The organism is Arthrobacter sp. SAFR-179, assembly GCF_059414945.1.
Map to the genome: position 1 here is coordinate 12,268 of NZ_JBPFDM010000012.1, position 18,631 is coordinate 30,898.

The 18,631-nt window shown below is 61.5% G+C and carries 15 protein-coding genes; 2 read left to right on the forward strand and 13 right to left on the reverse strand.

Annotated elements, in window-relative coordinates:
- Positions 1-3 precede the first annotated feature (3 nt).
- Genes galE through ACR65K_RS16845 form a run of 6 tightly spaced genes read right to left on the reverse strand, consistent with a single transcriptional unit; the run spans position 4 to position 8,323 of the window.
- Positions 4-1,026: a UDP-glucose 4-epimerase GalE gene (gene galE / locus ACR65K_RS16820; RefSeq protein ID WP_440154172.1), complete on the reverse strand. Its 1,023-nt coding sequence runs from the start codon at positions 1,024-1,026 to the stop codon at positions 4-6.
- Positions 1,023-2,000: an aldose 1-epimerase family protein gene (locus tag ACR65K_RS16825; protein ID WP_308192092.1), complete on the reverse strand. Its 978-nt coding sequence runs from the start codon at positions 1,998-2,000 to the stop codon at positions 1,023-1,025. The genes galE and ACR65K_RS16825 overlap by 4 nt, the downstream gene beginning before the upstream one ends.
- Entirely contained in the window at positions 1,997-5,128 is a 3,132-nt protein-coding gene (locus ACR65K_RS16830) for a glycoside hydrolase family 2 TIM barrel-domain containing protein (protein ID WP_440154173.1), read from the reverse strand. Before ACR65K_RS16830 ends, ACR65K_RS16825 begins: the two co-directional genes overlap by 4 nt.
- Positions 5,125-6,030, reverse strand: a complete 906-nt coding sequence (locus ACR65K_RS16835) for a carbohydrate ABC transporter permease (RefSeq protein WP_028271805.1) — start codon at positions 6,028-6,030, stop codon at positions 5,125-5,127. The genes ACR65K_RS16830 and ACR65K_RS16835 overlap by 4 nt, the downstream gene beginning before the upstream one ends.
- Positions 6,027-6,986 (reverse strand): carbohydrate ABC transporter permease, encoded by a 960-nt coding sequence (locus ACR65K_RS16840; protein ID WP_440154174.1) that lies wholly within the window; start codon positions 6,984-6,986, stop codon positions 6,027-6,029. The genes ACR65K_RS16835 and ACR65K_RS16840 overlap by 4 nt, the downstream gene beginning before the upstream one ends.
- On the reverse strand, positions 6,983-8,323 hold the full coding sequence (locus tag ACR65K_RS16845; RefSeq protein ID WP_028271803.1) for an ABC transporter substrate-binding protein: 1,341 nt from the start codon (positions 8,321-8,323) through the stop codon (positions 6,983-6,985). Before ACR65K_RS16845 ends, ACR65K_RS16840 begins: the two co-directional genes overlap by 4 nt.
- Positions 8,324-8,445: 122 nt before the next feature.
- Here ACR65K_RS16845 and ACR65K_RS16850 point away from each other — a divergent pair, with 122 nt between their 5' ends.
- A complete protein-coding gene (locus ACR65K_RS16850; RefSeq protein WP_028271802.1) occupies positions 8,446-9,105 on the forward strand; it encodes a TetR/AcrR family transcriptional regulator in 660 nt (219 codons plus the stop codon).
- 1,490 nt (positions 9,106-10,595) lie between these two features.
- Here ACR65K_RS16850 and ACR65K_RS16855 read toward each other — a convergent pair.
- The 6 genes from ACR65K_RS16855 to ACR65K_RS16880 form a co-directional block, all read right to left on the reverse strand.
- Positions 10,596-11,624: an NAD/NADP octopine/nopaline dehydrogenase family protein gene (locus tag ACR65K_RS16855; protein ID WP_174180888.1), complete on the reverse strand. Its 1,029-nt coding sequence runs from the start codon at positions 11,622-11,624 to the stop codon at positions 10,596-10,598.
- Between the two features lie 114 nt (positions 11,625-11,738).
- Positions 11,739-12,878 carry an NAD(P)/FAD-dependent oxidoreductase gene (locus tag ACR65K_RS16860; RefSeq protein ID WP_440154175.1) on the reverse strand — a complete coding sequence of 380 codons (1,140 nt, stop codon included), beginning with the start codon at positions 12,876-12,878 and terminating at the stop codon, positions 11,739-11,741.
- Positions 12,879-12,902: 24 nt separating this feature from the next.
- Positions 12,903-13,691: an amino acid ABC transporter ATP-binding protein gene (locus tag ACR65K_RS16865; protein WP_281359095.1), complete on the reverse strand. Its 789-nt coding sequence runs from the start codon at positions 13,689-13,691 to the stop codon at positions 12,903-12,905.
- Position 13,692: 1 nt separating this feature from the next.
- Complete coding sequence (locus tag ACR65K_RS16870; RefSeq protein ID WP_174180892.1) at positions 13,693-14,643, reverse strand: amino acid ABC transporter permease; 951 nt, start codon at positions 14,641-14,643, stop codon at positions 13,693-13,695.
- A gap of 1 nt (position 14,644) precedes the next feature.
- Positions 14,645-15,562, reverse strand: a complete 918-nt coding sequence (locus ACR65K_RS16875) for an ABC transporter substrate-binding protein (protein ID WP_174180894.1) — start codon at positions 15,560-15,562, stop codon at positions 14,645-14,647.
- Between the two features lie 57 nt (positions 15,563-15,619).
- Positions 15,620-16,333: a GntR family transcriptional regulator gene (locus ACR65K_RS16880; protein ID WP_174180896.1), complete on the reverse strand. Its 714-nt coding sequence runs from the start codon at positions 16,331-16,333 to the stop codon at positions 15,620-15,622.
- 689 nt (positions 16,334-17,022) lie between these two features.
- Here ACR65K_RS16880 and ACR65K_RS16885 point away from each other — a divergent pair.
- The gene (locus ACR65K_RS16885) at positions 17,023-17,589 is read left to right on the forward strand and encodes a recombinase family protein (protein WP_440154176.1); all 567 of its coding nucleotides are present in this window, start codon (positions 17,023-17,025) and stop codon (positions 17,587-17,589) included.
- A gap of 215 nt (positions 17,590-17,804) precedes the next feature.
- Here ACR65K_RS16885 and ACR65K_RS16890 read toward each other — a convergent pair whose 3' ends face one another.
- Positions 17,805-18,584, reverse strand: coding sequence for a hypothetical protein (locus ACR65K_RS16890; protein ID WP_440154177.1), 780 nt, complete (start codon positions 18,582-18,584; stop codon positions 17,805-17,807).
- Between the last annotated feature and the right edge of the window lie 47 nt (positions 18,585-18,631).

The following is an 18,631-nucleotide window of genomic DNA, read 5'->3' on the forward strand; positions in this document are numbered from 1 at the left end:
AGTTCATTCGCGGTGGGATATATAGCCCTGGGAGTTGTTCTTCTGCCAGCGCCAGTGGTCTTCGCACATTTGGTCCACGGTCTTGGTGGTGGACCAGCTGAGGTCGGCCACAGCGGAGGTGGCATCTGCCCAGAAGGCAGGGAGGTCTCCGGCGCGGCGGCCGGTGAGCTCATAGGGGATGGGCTTGCCCACGGCCTTCTCAAAGGAGCGCAGGACCTCCAGCACGGAGGAACCCTTACCGGAGCCGAGGTTCCAGCGGAACACGCCGGTGGTGTCCGCGATATGGTTCAGGGCCGCGACGTGCCCTTCCGCCAGGTCCACCACGTGGATGTAGTCGCGCAGGCAGGTGCCGTCGGGGGTGTCGTAGTCGCCCCCGAAGACCATGAGCTTCTCTCGGCGGCCCACAGCCACCTGGGCGATGAACGGCACCAGATTGTTGGGGATACCCTGCGGGTCCTCGCCAATCCGTCCGGATGGGTGTGCACCCACCGGGTTGAAATAGCGCAGCAGGGCTATGTGCCAGCGCGGGTCGGCAGCGCCGAGGTCGGAGAGGATGTCCTCGATCTGTTCCTTGGTGCGCCCGTAGGGGTTGTTGGCCCCGATCTCCATCTTTTCCACATAGGGGATGGGGTTGTGCTCCCCGTAGACGGTGGCCGACGAGCTGAACACGATGGACCGGACGTCATGCCTGTCCATCACACGGATCAGGTTCAGAGTGCCTACAAGGTTGTTGTAGTAGTACTTCAACGGCTCCCGCACGGATTCGCCCACCGCTTTGAGGCCAGCGAAGTGGATGACGGCCTCGATGGCTGCGCCGGCAAAGACCTTGTCGATGGCGGCCTCGTCCACCAGGTTTACCTGATGGAACTCTGCGGTCTTGCCGCTGAGTTCGGCTACGCGGCGCAGCGACTCCTCGCTGGAGTTGACCAGGTTGTCGATGACGACCACGTCGTGGCCGGCTTCCTGCAGGGACAAAACAGTGTGGGAACCAATGTAGCCCGTGCCCCCTGTGACCAAGATTTTCATGAACGGGTGCGGGTTGGGTCGGCTGGTATCGCTTCAATATTCCAGCTCGCGGTATGACTCTGCCCCGGGAGGAGGACTATGAGGTCTGTCCTGGTGTTGAAGGCATTAGGCGGACAGGTCATTGGTTCTACTGCCAGGCCAGCTCTGCTGGATTCCGCATCAGGGAGGTCGGCTGTGTGTATCTGCACCCAGGGGCAGTCCCGACCCCATGTCATCGAAGTTCCGGACCCGTCCCATGTAGTCAGGCATGCGGTTGAGTAACCTTCGTTGTCACGTACGAGATCAGTGAACGCATGGTCGAGTGTTGTGGAACCGATGAGGCGGGGGGCAACAAAGTCGTAGTGTCGATCCTCTGAAACGTCGCTAACTCCTGTAGGTATCAAAAGGTCCGGGCTGACTTGCTGCACTTTTCGTGCGGGCAGTTCGAGAATCCAGTCGTCGACCCGGCCCTCCCCGGCGACCAAGTATGGGTGCCCGGCGGCCCCGTAAGGTGCTGAGCCGGGGCCGGTGTTGGTGGCTGTAACAGTGGTGTGCAGCCCGGAAAAATCCAGCTGGTAGGACACCTGTACGTCCAGGCGGAAGGGGTAACCGCTCCTCGCTTGAACGACGGTGGACAGAATGACCGAGGACTCGTCCGACTTAACCGGGCACCAGTCTTCCCAGGCCAATAGGCCATGAAGTGCGTGGCCCCGGCTCGGTTCGTTGACACCGAGCTGGTATTCCACACCTTCGAATTCATACCGTCCCGCGATAACCCTGTTAGGCCAAGGCACCAATACTGCCCCTCGGTAGGCGGGGCGGACCTGATGTTCCGAAAAGGGGAGAATCAGGTCCCTGCCGTTGTAGCGCAAGGAGCGTAACGATGCACCGACGCTGGCTATTTCGGCGGTGTAGGGGCCGCAGCGCAGCGTGGTCTGCCTACCTGAGATCGGAACGGTATCGGCGCTCATCCTGGACATCACGAGGCTGGTCATTCGGAGGCCGCCAGGCGGAAGGTGAGCGTCCGCGCCTCCGGCGCCAAGGCGGACTCGGGCCAGACATCAGGGCCACACGAGCGGGTGCCGAGCCCGTGCTGAGCCGCGTCGAGGTATAACCATGAACGCGTGGCCGGAGGCAGCTCATGCGGGTGCCGGGCCGCGGCGAGCTCCTGGGCCGTGTACCGGCTCAGTGTGAATCCCGGCAGGCGGCCCCGCGCGTCCGCGAACGCGTCTACCCGTACCCACGGCTCCGAGCCCCGGAGCAGGTCGAGGGAGCGCATACCCCCGCGGTGACCGGTCTCCTGCGGGCGCGCATACGGCACGGCGAGCTGATCGATCCCGGCTGCGTACCGTCCCACAAGCGCAGCTTCGAGGCTGTCAGGGTAGGACTCGTGCGGTCCCAGCCCGAACCATGACGCCGCGTCCACGTCGGCGGGCAGCCCGAACCGCACACCGACACGGGGCCACACACCGTCCCAATCGGAGGACGGCAGAATGTCCACCCGCAGCCACAAACCTTCGGGGTCAAGAATCCATTGCTCCTCGACGGTGACGGTGCGCACCTGGTCCGCCGCGGCGTACCGGGTGCGTACACGGAGGGCACGGTCATCAAGCACTTCGACTGCCTCAACACGCCCGTGCAGCCGGTCCAGACCGGCCGCGTGCCAACGCGCTGCCGACGACGGCCCGGGAGCTCCTACGCCCGGGATGCCGTCTGCGTCTGGCACCCAAGGGTCGGTGTCGATGTAGCCGCCCCGGGATTCGCCGCGGTCATTGTCCGTGGGCGCCCGGAACAGCTCAAGCCGGGGCCCATCCACAGGGAGGCCAGCGAGCTTAACGAGCCGTCCTTCATCGAAGACTGCCGGCCCGAGCTCCAGTAGCCCGGCGCCTTCTCCCTGCGGCCAATTTCCGCCCGGGAGCCCGGCTGCGGACGGCAGCGGGCGCTTCGCGGGCGACGCGAGACGGCCCTGTGCTGAGGCGACTTCGTGCCCGGAAGGGGCCCACCCGGCATCCTGAGCGAGGACCGCCTCGACGGTCACCCATACCTCTCCAGTGCATCCCTCGGCGGACACTGGAAGGGGGACGGCGGCCGAGGCGCCAGGGGCGAGTGGACTACCGTCGAGCCCCTCGACGGCGAGCTCACCGGAGGCGACTGGTTCGCCGTTGTCCTCGATCCGCCAGCGAAAGAGCAGGTCTCCCAGATCCGCGCTGTGTCGGAGGTTTGTCACCCGTACACAGGGCTTGCCGCCCGGCTCGAGCCCGTCAAAGGCAAGTCCCACGGGCGCCACGACGGTCTTGAACTCATACAGTCCCGGCGAGGGCGTGGAGTCGGAGAGGATGAGGCCGTCGAGCACGAAGTTGCCGTCATGGATTTCCTCGCCGAAGTCGCCGCCGTAGGCGAAGTATTCGGTGCCGTCCGCGGTACGGGCGGCGATACCGTGGTCGCGCCACTCCCAGACGAACCCGCCGTGCAGCCGCGGGTATTTCGCGATGAGGTCCTCGTACAGCGATATGTTCCCGGGCCCGTTGCCCATTGCGTGGACGTACTCGCACAGAATAAACGGCTTGGTCCGCTGCCGCGCCCCCTCGGCAGGGGAGCAGCCCAGCAGCGGTGTGGTGTCGCCGTCGCGGCCGATTGTATCCACCTCGGGCAGTGTCGCGTACATGCGGGAGTACACGTCGGTGTACGCGCCGGCGTAGTCGTTCTCGTAGTGGACTGGTCTGCCCGCATCCCGTGCATGCACCCACGCGGACATAGCGGCGAGATTCTGTCCTGTGCCGGACTCGTTGCCGAGGGACCACATGACGATCGAGGGACGGTTCTTGTCCCGCTCCACGGTCCGTTCGATCCGGTCAAGGAGCGCCTCGCGCCACATCGGCTCGTCGCTCGGGTTCCGGGCCCAGCCGTGCCGCTCGAACCCGTGCGTTTCGAGGTCGCACTCGAGGATTACCCAGAAGCCCATCTCGTCCGCGAGCTCGAGCAGTCGCGGGTGGGGCGGGTAGTGGCTGGTACGGATTGCGTTGACGTTGGAGCGCTTCATGAGCGCGAGGTCCTCGCGGGCGAAGTCCTCGTCGAAGACGCGGCCGAGCGTGGGGTGGGTCTCGTGGCGATTGACACCGTGGAACACCACTTTGCGTCCGTTGACCAGAAATTGGTCTCCCACGATTTCTACGGTGCGGAAGCCGATCCGCAGTGACACCGTCTCGGCCTTGCTGGCCACGGTCGCATCGTAGAGCCGCGGGGTTTCGGCGGTCCAGGGCTCGACGGCAGAAACAGGTACCGGTGCAACATCACCGGGATTGGCCCACTCGACGTCGATGCCGAGCTCGGGTACGCGGAGGCGAACAGGGTACGACGATGCCGGCGCTTTCACTTCCGGTTCCAGGGTCCCCGCCCCGTCGTTGTAGCCGGTCCGGAGCCACACGTCCTCGATGCCATCGGCCGGGCGGGACAAGAGGGTCACCGATCGGAAAATTCCCGGCAGCCACCACTGGTCTTGGTCTTCGAGGTAGCTGGAAGCGGACCATTGATGGACGCGGACTGCGATGGTGTTGGTACCTGTGCTGACGGCGTCGGTGACGTCGAACTCCTGGGCGAGGCGACTTCCGGCGCCCCATCCGATCTCTGTGCCGTTGACCCATACCTTGTACCGGGATTCGACGCCGTCAAAGCGCAGGACGACGCGGCTCTCGCCGCCTGTGTCGTCGGCCTTCCAGCCGTCGGGCAGCTCGAACGTACGGCGATAGTCCCCGGTGGGGTTTTCGTCGGGGACGAACGGCGGGTCGATTGGGAACGGGAACTGCACGTTCGTGTAGATCGGGCGGCCGTACGATCCGTCGCCCTGGAGCACCCAGTGGGAGGGTACGGTCAGCGACGCCCACGAAGAGTCGTCGTACTCCGCAGCGGCCATCGCCTCCGCGGCCTCCCCCGGGGACAGCACCCCACGCCCGCCGGGTGTTCCGGGGACTCCCTTGAGGAGTCGGAATCGCCATTGCCCGTCGAGGGACAGGGACGGGGCGTCGGTGTGAAGCCAGGAACGGGCCGGTTCTCGCCGTCCTTCTCCCGGGCCCGGGTCGGTGACGTAGGCGGTGGAGGCTGTGGCCTCCGCTGGACGGGGGCTCATTTGACGGCTCCTTCTGTGAGGCCTCCACGCCAGAAGCGCTGAAGGACGATCATGGCGATGGCGAGCGGGATGACAGACAGCAGTACGCCGCCGGTGGTCAGCTGGTAGAACTCCGGGAGCCGGTCTGCCTGGCTAAGCCAGTTATTCAGACCTACCGTGATGGGGAACAGCTTCGAGTCGGAGAGCATCACCAGCGGCAGGAAGTAGTTGTTCCAGATGCCCACGAGCTGGAACAAGAACACCGTCACCAGGGCGGGAGTGAGAACCCGCAGCCCCACGGAGTGGAAGATGCGAAGTTCGCCCGCGCCGTCGATTCGCGCAGCCTCCAACAGCGCCGGATCCACTGTTGCCTGCGCATAAACCCGACACAGAAACAGGCCAAACGGCGAGACGAGTGAGGGCAACAGGACGCTCCAGTACGTGTTGGCGATGCCGAGCTGGCTGAAGAACAGAAACAGGGGCAGGGCTGTGGCGGTGCCGGGGACGAGGACGCCTCCGAGGACGAGCCCGAAGATGAGACTGTTGCCCCGGAAGTTGTACTTGGCCAAGGCGTAGCCGCCAGCAGCGGCGAAGTACGTCGCGGCCAATGCGCCAACCCCTGCATACAGAATTGAGTTGAGGAACCAGCGCACAAAGACGCCGTCCCCGTAGGAGAGGACGTTCGCCAGGTTGTCCCATAGGACGAAATTAGGCGCGAACAAGAAACCGTTGGTCGCGAACAGGTCTCCGCTGGTCTTGGTCGCAGCGACCACCACCCAATAGACCGGGACCAGGAAGTAGAGCGCGGCTACGACAAGCAGCCCCGTGACAAGAATCGTTGTGGAGCCCGGGCGTCGGCGCCGCGTCACAGGTGGCTCCCCGGCGACGCTCTGGGGCCGGCTAAGGGTGGGAGTGGCAGTCATGAGGACTTCCTGTTCGTGAACCGGAGGAAGGTGAAGGAGAGGATGAAGGCCGCGAGGGCAATGAGCACGGCCTGGGCTGCGGCGACGTTGTAGTCGTTGTATGCAAAGGCAGTGGTGTAGGCGGAGAGGTTCGGGGTGTATTGGCTGTCGACGGCCGGAGCCACAGTCTGAAGGACTTGCGCCTCGGCGAAAAGTTGAAGCGTGCCGATGATCGAGAACACCGTTGTGAGCACGAGAGCGGGCCGGATAAGCGGCAGCTGAATGGTCCACGCGACACGGAAGGGCCCGGCACCGTCCACGCGCGCAGCTTCATATATCTCGCCGGGGATCGACTTAAGCTGGGCTATGACGATGAGCATGTTGTAGCCCGTGTAGCTCCACGTAACGATGTTGGCGATGGACCACAGCACGGTGTCCGGGCCGAGGAAGTTCACGGTGAGGCCTACGGACGTGGCAGCGTCCACGAGCGGGCTCAGGCCCGGGACGTAGAGAAAAGACCAGAGAATGGTCGCGATGACACCCGGCACGCCGTACGGCATGAAGTAGGCCGCGCGGAAGAACCCGGGCCACTTAGCCGAGGCCGACTCCAGCAGGAGCGCAAGGACTGTACATAGGGCGATCATGACAGGAACCTGGACCACGCCGAAGAGCAGTACGCGGCCGATCGAGGCGAGGAAGCTACCGTCCCCGAGGGCGCGGGCATAGTTCTCGAACCCCGCAAACCCGGAGTGGACGCCCGTCTCGCCGAAGAGGCCACTGCGGGTCACTTTCGTAAAGCTCGAACCGACAGCAGCGATGATCGGGAAGATGAACGTGAGGGCAAAGAGCGCCAGGAAGGGCGCGAGCAGTATCCAGGGTGCACGGGTGACGACGCGGCGCTGCTGCCTTGCCCGTCCGTGCCCCTCCCGCTGGACTGCTGACGGATGTGTTTGTGCGGTATCTGCCGTGGCGCTCATGCCTGCTCCTTCCTAATCGTCAGACCTTTGTTCCTGAAGGCGGTCATGATCTGCTGCTCGGCGGCTGCTACGGTGTCGACTAGGCTCGTGCCCGATGCCTTACGGCGGAACCCGTCGCCCAGGATGTTGAAAGACTGCGTGGTGACGGGCCACCAAGACCAGTCCATGTTCTGCGACTTACTCGCCGGCACGATCACGTCCTGGTTGTAGTTCTGCCCCCCGAAAAAGTCGGAGGGCCTCTCGCGCTTTGCACCGATGATGCCCGGCACGGGCGACCATCCGATGCCACTGTTGGCGATCTCGGCGTCGATGCCGGCCTGCGTGGACGTCATCCAGACAGCGAACTCGAGGGCCTCGCGGGGGTGCTTGCTGTTAGCCAGGACCGCCGCGGTGGAGCCGCCGAGGTAGCTTGAGCCATACCCTCTGGGGTCCCAAATGGGCATGGGCGCCACGCGCCACTTGCCCGCTCCGCCGCTGACGCTCTGCACAAGGGCATCGGCCCAGCTGCCGCTCGTGAGCGACGCGAGCTCCCCCTTCGCAGCCGCCGCGTACCAGCCGGGGGTGAAGGGTCCATAGGCGGTGGTGACGATGCCGTCGTCGATTGCCCGGTCAAAGAAACGCGCGACGTTCAGCGTTGAGTCGTCGGTCATGTTGATGACCCATCCGTCCTCGGCTGGGCGCAGCCAGGAAGCGCCAGCCTGTGCGGCGAAAGAGACGAAGTAGGAGGTGTCCGCGAGAGAAAAGCAGTCGATGTAGGCGTTGGCACCGCGGAGTTCCTTCCCAACGGCTGCCCACTCCTCCCAAGTCACCGGTGCCGCCGCGCCTACCTTGGCCAGGACGTCGGGGCGGTAGAACGTGGCCATCGGCCCCGAGTCCTGGGGGATGCCGTAGACGCCCCCGGAGAAGCTCACCTGGCTCCAAAGTGCGGGGTCATAAAGGTGTGCGTATTCACGGGCACCGTAGCGCGAGAGATCCACGAGCCCGTTGACGAGCATGAACTCAGGAACGGTACGCATTTCAACCTGCGCTAGGTCAGGGCCGCCGCCCGCCGCTAGCGCGGCGTAAAGCTTGGAGTACCCACCACGGTTGCCGCTGGGGATCCAGACCGTCTCAACCTGGACATTGGGGTGGCTCGCGTTCCAGATATCGGCGACCTTCTGAACATTCTTGAGCCAAGACCAGTACGTGAGTGTCACCTTCTCACCGGTACTGGCCGCAGGAATGGCAGGTGCGGCATTGACGGAAACAGTGCCCGGAGTGGCGCATCCGGTGAGAAGGGCAAAGGCGGAGGCGCCGAGTCCACCGCAAAGGAGTTGTCGTCGTGTCAGAGATGGCATGAGTCCCACTTCGTTATGGTCAGCGCCGCGGACACGGCGCCGGGGCCGTGCGGCCCGACGTGACAAGGCTAACACAAAAGCTGAGTGGATGCTCAGTTTTTAATGAAACTAGACTGGATTCCATGACTAAGAAGGCGAACGCACGCTCAGGCCCGCGCGGCCCCTACGCCAAGACCGCTGAGCGCCAACGGCAAATTCTTGAAGCCGCCGTAGAGGTCTTCGGGTCACGGGGCTACAACGGCGGCAGCATCCAGGACGTCGCGGACCGGGCAGGGATCAACCAGACCACGCTCCTCCACCATTTCCCCACCAAGGCTCAGCTGCTCGTGGCGGTGCTCGAGTACCGCGACCGGATCTCCACGAGCACCCCGGGCACACGGGAGCGGTTTGCCGAAACCATCGTGCGGCAGGCGAAACACAATGAGCGGATTCCCCACCTCGTAGAGCTCTACTCCGTCCTCTCCGGAGAAGCCACGACTGAGGACCACCCGGCCCGTAACTACTTCGTCCAACGCTTCGCCCGGCTTCGGAAGGAATACAGTGGGGAGCTGCGGTACCTCGCGAGCATTGGCCGGCTTCGGCCGGGCGTCGACCCAGATGTCGCGGGCCCTACCATCGTGGCTCTATGGGAAGGAATTCAAACCGAGTGGCTCCTCAATCCTGACACCGTGGACGTGCCCGGCATCCTCAAGGGCTACCTCGACCTGATCCTTGTGCCGGAAGAAAATGCAGGGTGGTCATCTGGTACCGAGACCCCCGTGGAAGCGCTGAATACACTTTGAAGACGATGCTTCACTAATCGGTTCCCGATAGAGGCGGCCGCCGTTCCCCGCCACGGGGCCACGGCAACGCCGAGAATGGATATTCGGTCAAGTAGCTATCGGGTAATGCCACGAAGCAGGAGCCGTGTGAGGGTTCCCGCACGCCTTGCCCGTAAAAGTTTCTCTGAGGTCGCCTCGCCCTAGAGCAGCGTTGGACAGGGTGACGGGGAGCGCGGGCAAGTTGCGGCGCCGGTCTGGCGTCAGAATAGCGCGAAATTCCGCATTGTTGACGGTGGCTCATGATGTTCTCAGATCCCACCCTGACAGTTGGAGGGGCAGGAAACCGAGCTGCGGTAGCCCGAGAACTATCAAAATAGTCCGAAGAATCAGGTCTTGATGGAAGTCGCTTAGCGAAGGGGCGGGTGATGTCACCTCCTGCGGTTCGTCAGGTGTCTGAGAACCAGGCCGGAGCTCCACCTACGGGGCAAGTCTTCCCACGTCAGGCGCCCCGACGTCAGGTTGGGGTGTAGTACATCCGCACTATAGGACTTCCTTGAAGGAATCATGAGATCGGTTTTGGTCTACGTACAAGGTCAGACTGCTGCCGCCCTCAAGCAGGCCGGCCCAGCGATACCCCGAATTACGACGAGCAGTCGGCCGTTGCTAATTCCAACCAGTTGGGAGAGCGAAGTCACTATCCCGGCTACTTAATCCTGCTCTGCGTTTTCGCGGGATCGACTTCTTTCATCGCTGAATTCGATCCGTCCCCTTCTTTATGGAGCCAGCTTCTTGTGGTCTTATGATTTCTCTGCCCGCCCTAACCTCAGGGTCTCTGCTTTTTTTGGAGTGTCGGGGGCAGATTTCGTAATGTCCCGGACATCTTCATGGAGAAACATTTGGCGGCCATGATGAGTATGGAGCCACAGTAGGTCCGCGTTGAGTGACACCAGATCAACAGACCCAGTGGTGCTTCGGCCGTTGAGAAGCTGCACAATCACTTGCTCGTTCTTGCGCAGCTGGCGCAAGACGGCGGCAAATTCTTCAAAGGGAATCTGGTAGCCGGCCTGTGCGCCGACACGTCCCCTGTGGGCGCCTAATTTCTTACGAGGGCACATTAGTAGTCCTTAAATCGGGGTTGTGTCAGGGAACGAAGGCAACGCACCCAGCCCAGCCGTTCCTCTGGCCAGGGCTTGCGCCAGGCCGTGCGGCCAGGTTGGGTGTAGCTTCGCGCGTTCCTGTTAGCTGTTGCCCGGGGCAGTCGATGAGGAGACTGAGCGGCCGCCCGCCATCACGACCGACATCCCCTCGCAAGTTTCGGGCCTTAGGGCACCGTATTCGGGGCGAGCCGCATGTCTAATCGGTTTCCGGACCCTGACAGAAATGGCAAGGATCGTCATTACAGGTGAAACGATTCCAAGCGGGTGGCGTCTTCTACAAGGCTAGGCCGGGCTCTTCCCTTCGCGGTGCCCATGACACGGTGCCAGGGGAGTGTTTCTGAACTCGTTCTGCTGTCATGTCCTGTGTTGGCCTATCGGGGTGGGGAGGTATTTGAGGAACTGCCGCGCAACTGGTTTGGCCTCGTTGCTCAGGTCTGTGGCTAGGAGGATCTCGCCCAAGCGGACGACCGAATGGATTGAAGGAAGTTGAATGCCAATAGCCTTGGCAATCTCGTTCATAGGGCTGAAAGTGGAGCGAAGTTCATGGGAGAGGTAGCGGTGGTGAAGGCTTGAGGGAAGTTTGATGTGCTGATAGGCCGGGAATGAGTTGATCTTTTCTCTAAGGGTCTTTCCCGGCAGGCCCTCGGGTCCCCTGCTTTCTTCCAGGAGTACCGGGATAGGTGTGAGGCGGCAGCCAAGCGCATTACCCAGACGAAGGCGGTCTTCATCGAGGGCTTCGAGGAGTCTGCACACGCTGTCACCGAACCCTTCAACGTATAGCCGCAGGTTTTCACCCCGCTCAACGTTCATAGCGTTAAGCAGCATGGGCGGGAGGTGCACGAACGCATTAACACTCGAGAGGGCTACGGTAGGGCCGTCACCAATGGCTATTTGGGGGAACGTTGCCTCTGCCAAATCGATGAGAGTGGACGGGGTTTCATCGTCAAGAAAGCCAGCCAGGACGTTTCGCTTTTCGGCCTTAACGTCCGAGCCAGTGCCGTTGACGATGAAGCTTCCAACGTGCAGGATATGGGCGGCACTGATGTTGTAAGCCTTCGCGGTGTTCAGAGCTTCCGCAATCCCACTGATACCGCCACCGATGATTGCAAAAAAATCTGGGGTGCCGTAGTTGCGGATTATGTGCTCTATACCGTCACGTACACTCTCTCCTTCAGCGAACACGACTCCAGCCGTCGGGGTGGTTGGATTAAGCGCTTGGATCGTCGATAAACGTACTGTCTTCTGCTGACCGAGGTACTGAAATGAGTGCTCTCCGGGAGCTAGTCCCGCGCCCAGGAGCGCGACCTCGTGGCCCGCCAGGGCGAGGGCCAAGGAGGTGGCGGCCGCATTGTTCTCCTGCGACCTGATAACAACGTTCGTCATCCATTTCTCTTTTCACGTGCAGGGCAGGGCCGGCCTGTCACCGGAGTGACAGGCCGGCTGAATGGATTCGCCGCTATCTCCGATCTGCATCGAGTTTGCTAGCGAGTTGAAGGACTAGAGGTTGGCGGTTTCAAATCGTGCCAGGCCAAAGGCCTCAAGCGAATGGTGGCGGCGGCCATCCAGGACTTCATCCGCCACTGCCTCGGCCAGATGCGCCGAGAGCGTCACCCCGCTGTGCGTGGCGACCGCATATATGGACGGGTAGTCGGCGAGGCGGTCCGCGATGGTCAGGCCGTCCTCCGGCAGCACACGGATGCCAAGGCTCACGTTTTCTGTAGATACGTTCTTCAGGGTCGGATAGAGTTCACGGGCGCGTTCAAGAAGTAGCGCCGGGACGGTCCAGATCCGGAGGTCGTCTATGTCCCATTTCCCGCCTGTAGGGTGGTCTGCGAAGGTGATTCCTCCATTGCGGGCCGGGCGCATGGCGATACCTGTCGCCCTGACGATATGGCGCATCCCGGAGGCGATGGGGCCGGTGGTGCTGATGATCCCGATGCCGGCGTTCTTCGCATCCTTCCCGGCCCCGGTTCCTGATGGCTCCAATGTCGGAAAGTCGATCCCTGCCGTGGCAAGAATCTTGCGGGTTCCGTTTCCGGCGGCAAGGATGATCGTGTCGGCCTGGTGTTTGCGGGTAGTCCCGTCAGTCGTCCGTGTCGTTACCTGATTGGGTTGGATGCCTGTGACCGTTTCATAGGGGGCGAAGGTGGCCCCGCCCGTAATAGCACGGTTCAGGAGGCTGGTGCACATGGTGAGCGTGTCGATCCAGCCTTCTTCAGGGTAGAAAGCGCCGCCGGTAAGGCGTGGGGCTTCAAGTGAGGGTTCGAGTTCCCGTACTTGGGCAGGAGTTAGAAGGCGCACCTCGTAGCCGTTGGATGCGAGCTTTTCCACTTTGTGCTGGAGGGCTTCGAGTTCGTCGTTGCTTTGTGCGATCTGGACGTTTCCGGTTTGGTGGAACCATCGGCCGCCGCCTCGGGAGGCTGAGCGCTCGTGGGCTTGAAGGCCGAGGAGATTGAGGTTGCTGTACTCCTCGGGGGTTTTGTTGTTGGAATTCACCCAGGCGAAAGTGGCAGCGCTGGTGGCAGATCCGACTTCGGCTGCATCAATGACGGTGACTGACGCGCCCCGGCGTGTTAGTTCATCTGCGAGGCAGCAGCCTATGACTCCGGCCCCGATGACGATTACTTTATGTTGCACGACTGATATCAGCCTTTCTGGGTCTTAGAGTGCCCCGACGGATGCGAAGAACTTCTTTGCTCGGGGTGTTGTGGGGTTGTGAAGTATCTCTTGGGGCACTCCGCGCTCAATGATGCGGCCCGCGTCCATCATGACGACCTCGTCGGCGACATCTTCTGCGAACCGCATTTCGTGGGTGACGATCATCATGGTTGATCCCTGTTCCGCGAGGCCCTTCATTACTGCCAGGACTTCTGCGACAAGTTCGGGATCTAGGGCGCTGGTGGGTTCGTCAAAGAGCAGGACTTTAGGTTCCATAGCGAGAGCACGGGCGATGGCAACGCGCTGTTGCTGGCCGCCCGAGAGCTCGCTGGGGTAGTGATCCATTCGGCTGCCCAGACCAACTCGTTCCAGTACCCGCCGCCCGATAGCTTCGGCGTCCTTCTTCCGGAGGCCCTTTACGATCATCGGTGCAGCCGTTACGTTTTCCAGCGCCGTGTAGTGCGGGAAGAGATTGAAGTGTTGGAACACCATGCCAAAGTTCAGGGTCTGTTTACGCGCGACGCTCTTGGACACCGGCACGCGGTGACCATTGTGGACCTCGTGTCCTATCATCTTGCCCTCGAAGAAGATGGCGCCCTCATTGATCTCTTCCATCATGTTGACCGTGCGGAGCAGGGTGCTCTTACCGGAACCGGATGGGCCGACAAGGCAGGTTACTGAACCGCTGCGGATGTCGAGGCTGACGTCGTCCACGGCTTTGAGGGCGCCAAAGTGTTTACTCACTCCAACGAGTTGAAGCAACGGTGTTTCTGATTTCAGGTTGGTTGTCATCTCAGAGGTTTTCCTTGCCTGCGTTCTCAAGAGCTGCTGGCTTTGGGTCGCTAGGGTTCCGGCGCGCAAATCCGCGTCCGAACCGCTTTTCCAGCCGTGCTTGGCCGAACATCGCGATGCTTGTCAGCACCAAGTACCAGATGACCGCAACGACGAGAAGGGGAATGGTTTCAAAGTTCCGTGCGTAAATGGTTTGAACCGTGGTCAGAAGTTCGGTGTAGCCGATAACCGAGACCAGCGATGTGCTCTTGAAGATCGTGATGACGTCATTGGCCAGCGAGGGAATGATGACGCGGATCAGCTGAGGGCCGAGGATTTTCTGATAGGCCTTGAAAGGTGGAAGCCCGAGGGATTTGCAGGCCTCGAACTGTCCTGAGGGCAGGGCCAGTATGCCCCCACGGAAGATTTCTGCTGAGTAGGCGCCAAGGTAGATTGACAAGCCGATGATTGCGGCGCTGAAGCGGGATATAACCTCGTTAGCGGGAACCGAGGCGAAGGTCGGCCCGAAAGGAATCCCGATGCCCAACGTCGGAGCCAGTGCGCCGAAGAAAAACACGAACAGCAGCATGACCAGCGGGGGCATGGCTCTCATCAACCAGATGTAGAGGATGGCGATTGTTCGCAGTACAACCAGGGGGGACATGCGTGCCCAGGCCGTGAACACACCCAGAATCAGCCCGAAGAAGGTCGTGAGAAGTGTGAGGTAGATCGTGTTCAGCAGGCCGTTTATGATGATTTGGCTAAACAGATAGGAGAAGACGACATCCCATTTCCAGTTGTCGTTGAAGACGAAGAACTGGATGCTTGCCAGTCCCAGATATACGGCCAGGGCGATGCTTAGCCACTGGGCTACGCCGATTCTGGGCCTGATTTTGAGGCCAGCCAGGTCGGTCGGCGTCCTTGATGCTGTGGACGCTTGGGTTGTCCGTCGCTTCGCTAGGAGGCTGGACATGTTACTTGCCTCCAAGCTTGTTGGTGCTGTTCACATGCATGTCCGGGATTCCGAAGTCGTTGAGACCCCATTTGTCCAGGAGAGCGTCGTAGGTGCCATTTTCGACCAGTTTGAGCAGGGCGGCACGGAGCGCGTCCCGGAGCTTCGGGTTGTCCTTGTTGATGCCGATTCCAAGGACGCTTTTTTGTTCCTGGTAGACGATCTTGAAAGAATCGGGATCGGTCTTGACGTTGTAGGACATCTGCGGGAGGTCACCCCAGTAGGCGGTCGCGGCCCCGCTCTTCACTGACAGGATCCCGGCGCCAGAGTTCTGATACCCATTGACTTCCAGCTTGGGTGCTCCTTTTTCTGCACAGGCCTGGGCGTACTTCTCCAGGTTGCCCTGCTGCGATGTACCGCGGGCGAACCCGATGCTCATGCCGCAAAACTGCTCGGGCGTGATCTGGTCCTTCTCGAAGTTCTTGCCAGCGATGATCGCCGTACCGTTTTTCAGGTAGTCGATAAAGTCAATCCGGGTTTGCCTCTCGACGAAGTCAGCGACTGAAGCAATGGCGTCATAGCGTTTCGCTTCCAGCCCGGGAACCATGGCATCGAAGGTGCCCTCCTGGAACTCGGCTTCGGTGCCGAGAACTTTCGCTGCTGCCCTGAGGAGCTCGGGGTTCAGGCCCGTGATCTTGCCGTCTCCATCGACGAACTTCACGGGGGCCACGTCGGCATTGATAGAAATTGTGAAACCGCCCTTTTGGCGGATCTCTTCTGGCAGCATCGCGGCGATGGTGTCGTCCTTTTGGACAGCTGCCAGGATGTCGGTGCTGCCTGATTGCTGGGCGCCAACGTTATCGGTGGGATTGGCGCAAGCGCTCATCCCGAAAATGCCCACCACAGATGCGAGGGCCAGTATGGTAAGTCGTCGTTTCATTGGGGTGTGCTCCTGAAAATTTTGATCTTCGGCCCAGGAATGAGGTTCTTGGGCTTCCTAGTGGCTTGATTCGGAGTATTCGACGTAGAACTCAAGGGCGTCCGGGCGTAGGTAGTACGCAGCTGATTCCGCGATTTGCCCGTTGGGCTGCCACATAAGTCGGCGCCGCCGTAATACGGCGACCCCTGGTTCGATGCCGAGAAGATCTGCGTGGCGTTGTTCCAGCAGAATTGGGTCGAAGTACATTCGCGATCTTGCGATTGACACTTTGTTCTTAGCGAAATGAGCTCGGACTGACAGGCTTTCGAGTTGTTCTTCAAGCAGCCTGGGTGCCAAGGAGAAGGGAATGGCCACGACCTCGATGACGATTGGGGTCTCATCTTGGTCGTGCCTGACTCGGACCAACTGTGTGACAGGGTCATCGTCATCAACGCCAGGTACGTCAACCTCGGCTTTGCCGGCGGGCATGATTTCAGCCGAAATCACAGCCATATGGCCGGGAAGACCCGCACTCTCGATCCGCGGATCCAGAGAACGAAGCAGATTCACTTGGCGGGCACCTTCGGCGACATGGGTGCCCAACCGCTTTTGACGCACGACCAATCCGGCCTGGGCGAGATCATTAAGAACACGCTGAGCGACTGAACGGCTAACGCCATGCTTGGCCTGCAGTTCGGCCTCAGTTGGCATCCTCGCCCCGGGGGGCAGTTCACCGGACTGAATCCTCGCTTCGAGGCCCGTGCGGATCTTCACATGGAGTGGCGTGCTCATGTAATGACCGTACAATTAAGTAATTGACCGGTCAATAGATTTTTCTAAAAAATTGTTGCCGCCATCACAGCTTCCTGGGATGCTCGGCGGGAAATTTCCACCCAGAGTCGCCCTCTTCCTGCTGACAGTCCGAGAGGCAGGAAGCTGGGGCCGGCCCCTCGGAAAGGATCGGCGCCCTGGCCGAAAACCCGGGCTGGACAGAGATCACCCACGGGCAGGAACCAAGCCCCGTCCCCTCTCGCGGCCCTATGAGTGTTTGACAAGCAGGCCAGCGCTCCGCCGACGGGCGATCGCTTTAGCCAGGGAGGCCCTGCGTGGTCTCGGGCTGCACGGCGACGCCCCGCCGGACCACGTACAGCCAATTCCGGCTACGGGGTTTCCTATTCGTCACGGACCCAGGGACTCGTTCATGCCGATCGGCGGCAAGGCCTCACTACAACCGTCCGACCTGCGAATACAGCCAAAAACACCGAGAGACGAGTTCTCTCATCTACTTCTATTCGTCCCACTCAAACGCCGATAACGGACGTTATGTAAAGCTGAAGGCTGCGTATTGCATCAGATGCATTTTTTCGGGGTTAGCGGGCCGGGTCATCTAAATTGGGGCTAGTTCCCTTATTCCGGCGGCTCTTGACGTGGTCCATGAGCGGGCGAACACTCGTTCTCAATACCGTCGAACGGAGGCCGGCGTGAAAGGTCAGCGCATCGGGTACGTAAGGGTCAGCACCCTTGACCAGAATGAGCAGCGCCAGCTCGAAGGCCAGGTCCTGGACCGGGTTTTCACGGACAAGGCCTCCGGCCGGGACACCGCACGGCCGCAGCTGACCGAATTGCTCCGGTTCGTCCGGGACGGGGACGCCGTCGTTGTGCACAGCATGGACCGGCTCGCCCGCAACCTCGATGACCTGCGCTCCCTGGTCCAAGGGCTCACCCGCCGTGGGGTGCGGGTGGAGTTCCTCAAGGAGCAGCTCGTCTTCACCGGTGAGGACTCCCCCATGGCTAACCTCATGCTCTCCGTCATGGGTGCCTTCGCCGAATTCGAACGCGCACTGATCAGGGAACGCCAGCGCGAGGGCATCGCTCTGGCCCAGCAGCGCGGCGTCTACAAAGGACGGAAAAAGACGCTGACACCCGAGCGTGCAGCAGAACTGGTTGAACGCGCCGGCAGCGGTATCCCGAAAGTCGTCTTAGCCCGCGATTACGGAATCAGCAGGGAAACTGTCTACCAGTACCTCCGCCACGCAGGATTGAAGTAGGCCCCTCCCCCGCGTTCCCAGATAACCTCGCGGTTTATCCTGCCGGGTCGTCCATCGAACTTTGGCGCTTTTTTGGCAGGAGTTTCGCCAATTCCAGGCCGTCCGCCGGCATCGCCGCCTCACAAACGCCAGGGGTGGTGTCCATGTGCGAACGGGCGGGAGGGAGGCACCGTTACCCCGCTGCGAAGTAAGCGGCGGGGTTGGAGGCGCATGCTTTACCGTTCGGGCAACGTGTTGTCCCAGTGGTCGCGCCAGTTTCCGTATAGTCCATCGTTCAGGTCTGCAGAGGGGTGACGCCAACGCCGACCGCTGGTGGGCAGAGGCGGGAGTCGGTCGGGGTCCTGGCCTGGCGAGCAGGTGCCCGGGCGCTGGTAGGCCGAAGGGGTTGGTGTCTTCCTGTGCGCTGAAGTCGGCCTTGTAGATTGTTGCTGGTGTGGGAGCTGCACAGGAGTTGGCCGCTGTGGAAGCTCCTTCCTCTTCCGTTTAATGTCCTCAAGGAGCCTGCCGACATCTTTGAAACCCGCTGTGCCTTTGTGAATCTGGGAAAGGTCCAGCAGGTCGGTCTCACGCCAGTACCTCCTCAGCAATGTCTCTTCTCCGGGGTATCCCATGCCTTCTGCCATGATGAGCGCGTGGCCGCCTTCGTCCAGAAGTAGTAGTCTGGCCACTTCTTGGGCGGCCGGGGTAGCTGCCCTGCCGTAGACATCTGCCAGGGGGCCCCACGTATGGAGCAGCGCATCGAGCACGTATTCGTCTTTCAGCGTTTGGCGGACCTTTGAGTGGCTGAGCTCCAGAATGTCCATGACCAGCCCGTTGGGCATCGTCGGGGAGTGCCGCCCGTTAAGCCGCAAGAACGCGTCGACCCTTGCGGCTGTAATGCCATAGGCCCTTAGCCAAGTTAGTACCGCCTGAGACTGCCGAGTGCCCGGCCGCCGCTCCTTGATGTAAGTCGCCGCGGTCCAGTTGATGAAGCGCGCATAGGGATGTGACTTCAAGGTTTACCTCCTGTGTCTGAGGGCGTCAGCGGCGCCCGGAATGTTCG